The 2387-nt window shown below is 50.4% G+C and carries 3 protein-coding genes; 1 reads left to right on the top strand and 2 read right to left on the bottom strand.

Going from position 1 to position 2387, the window contains the following annotated elements:
- Together lacNas_RS03830 and lacNas_RS03835 are read right to left on the bottom strand one after the other, a co-directional pair.
- Window positions 1–719, bottom strand: a 719-nt coding sequence (locus lacNas_RS03830) for an LCP family glycopolymer transferase (RefSeq protein WP_201346611.1), incomplete at its 3' end; no start/stop codon positions are given.
- A 272-nt stretch (window positions 720–991) separates the two neighbouring features.
- The gene (locus lacNas_RS03835; RefSeq protein WP_201331187.1) at window positions 992–1681 is read right to left on the bottom strand and encodes a 2,3-diphosphoglycerate-dependent phosphoglycerate mutase; all 690 of its coding nucleotides are present in this window, start codon (window positions 1679–1681) and stop codon (window positions 992–994) included.
- Window positions 1682–1842: 161 nt separating this feature from the next.
- On the opposite strand from lacNas_RS03835, the gene lacNas_RS03840 reads away from it, so the two are divergent.
- Window positions 1843–2387, top strand: a 545-nt coding sequence (locus lacNas_RS03840) for a hypothetical protein (protein WP_201346612.1), incomplete at its 3' end; no start/stop codon positions are given.

Consider the following 2387-nt stretch of genomic DNA (forward strand, 5'->3'; position numbering starts at 1 on the left):
TTGGTGATGACTTCTCTTTGCCGCTTCTGGCGGCCGTAGTCGCCTTCCGGGTCGTCATAGCGCATCCGGCTGTAAGCCAAAGCTGCCTGCCCGTTTAAGTGCTGGCGGACCCCCTTCTTGAAAGGAAAGCCGCTGTAGGTAAAGGTCAGCGGCGGGGTCACGTAAATGCCGCCGACATAGTTGACCAGCTTCATCAGCCCGCCCATGTTGACCAGTGCATAGTACTTGACCGGAATGTTCAACAGGCTGGAGACGGTCTTCATCGCCATCTTCGCCCCGCCGATCGAGTAAGCCGCGTTGATCTTCTGGACGTCGTCTGAATCGTCGCCGACCATGTCTGCCATGGTGTCACGCGGAATTGAAATCATCGTGTAGTTCTTCTTCTTCGGGTTGACCACCACGATGATGATCGTGTCGGTATTACCGCGCTTTTCAGTCCGGTTTATCGCGCCAGTGTCCGTTCCCAAAAGCATCACGGCGAAGGATTTCTTGCCGTTGAATTCGCCATAGGTGGTCTTGACCGCGTTTTCCTGGTCATAGGCCTTGTTGGCCGCCTGTTCAGCGGTCTTGTACAGGTGAGTCGCGTACAGTCCCACCCCGGCGACCGCGACACAGATAACCGCCAAAATGCCGATGATCCAGTTGCGGATCATCTTGTGCTTGCGCTTTCTGGCATGCTGGCGCGTTTCGGGAAATCCCCGCTTGTCTTCTTTATCCATAAATCGACACCTAAACTCTAAAATTGTACATTAGTCTGTATTATAGCAAAAAAGCTCCGGCAACTTTCCTTCTCCCGGCTTTCTTATTGAAATCATAAAAAATCCGCCGGAATCTGCCCTGGAAAGCCGCCTCAACGTTTTATTTTTAGCTAAGTGACCCCTCCAAAACTTTCCTATTTAAACTAACATCTTAGCTAGTCATCTGTCAATGCTCCTCGAAGCAACAAAAAAAGCGAAGCCGAAGCTTCGCTTTCTAACGCGGAAAAACAGACTTAGTCCAACTTTTCCTTGTTTACAACGTTCAACTTGTCGTCGAAAGTGTAAACGACTGGTTCACCAGTCTTCATTTCAACATCCATGATGTCTTCGTCAGAGATGTTTTCGATGTACTTGGTCAAGGCACGCAGGGAGTTACCGTGGGCAGCGATGATCACGTTCTTGCCAGCCAACAGGTCTGGAGCAATGTGGTCTTCCCAGAATGGCATAACTCTGTCCAGAGTAACCTTCAAGTTTTCTGCCTTAGGAACGATGTGTGGGTCCAGGTTAGCGTAACGACGGTCGTTTGCCTGGCTGAATTCTGAGTCGTCAGCCAAAACTGGTGGCAAAACGTCGTATGAACGACGCCAGATGTGAACTTGTTCGTCACCGTACTTTTCAGCAGTTTCAGCCTTGTTCAAGCCTTGCAGAGCGCCGTAGTGACGTTCGTTCAGTCTCCAGGTCTTGGTTTCTGGAACCCAGAGTTGGCCGCTTTCTTCCAAAGCAAAGTGCAAAGTCTTGATCGCACGGGTCAAAACTGAAGTGTAAGCTTGGTCAAATTCCAAGCCGGCTTCCTTGATCAGACGACCAGCCTTCTTGGCTTCTTCAACACCCTTGTCTGACAGGTTAACGTCAACCCAACCAGTAAATTGGTTTGAAAGGTTCCATTCACTTTGACCGTGACGGATTAAAACTAATTTAGACATTAAAAAATCTCCTTTAGCAAATTAAAAGTTTCACTAATTATTATACGGCCTCTTGCTGGCTTTTCAAAGGCCCAGAACCAAAAAAAGCACTTTTTCTGAGTGCAATCGCTAACAATTAATCAGTGATTTGTTAAAATTAAGGGTAAGGATGTGATCTAACTATGCCGTCAAGCAGAAAAAAGCGAAAGCTGCTGCCCCTCTTTCTAGCTCTGGCCTGCCTCGCGCTGACCGCCTGCGCCAAGCAGAATCCCAGTCCCCAGAGCCTGCTGAAAAAGGCCCAGCAGAGCAAAATCAACAATTTCCAGCTGAAGATTAACGAACATTATTACGCTGACTCCCAGCCGGTCCACTTCTATGGCCAGGTTGGCTACCAGCGCTCTCCTTTCGTCATGAAGACCAATCTGACCCAAAGCGGCGACCAAAACGTCAGAATGTGGGTCGGCCAGCGCTATGCCTACGTAAGATACTACAAGGGCAAGCAAGCGGCCTGGTACAAGGCCAAGCTCAGCCAGTTCACGACCATCGCCCACTTCCAGCAGGTCGTCAAGGACATGGACACGCTGACTCTCAGCCAAAAGAGCGCCAAGCTCTTCACCGTCTCCAAAACTTCCGCCGGCTACCGGCTCAAGTACACGGGCAGCAGCCGCCGCCTGTGGCGGGAAATCACCAAGCTCAACGGCCTGGCCACCCTGTCCAGCGACAGCCA

The organism is Lactobacillus nasalidis (assembly GCF_016587775.1).
Classification (GTDB): domain Bacteria; phylum Bacillota; class Bacilli; order Lactobacillales; family Lactobacillaceae; genus Lactobacillus; species Lactobacillus nasalidis.

Excerpts from the sequence above, each read along its gene's own strand:
- lacNas_RS03835 (WP_201331187.1), bottom strand. The coding sequence starts at position 1,681 with ATGTCTAAATTAGTTTTAATCCGTCACGGTCAAAGTGAATGGAACCTT.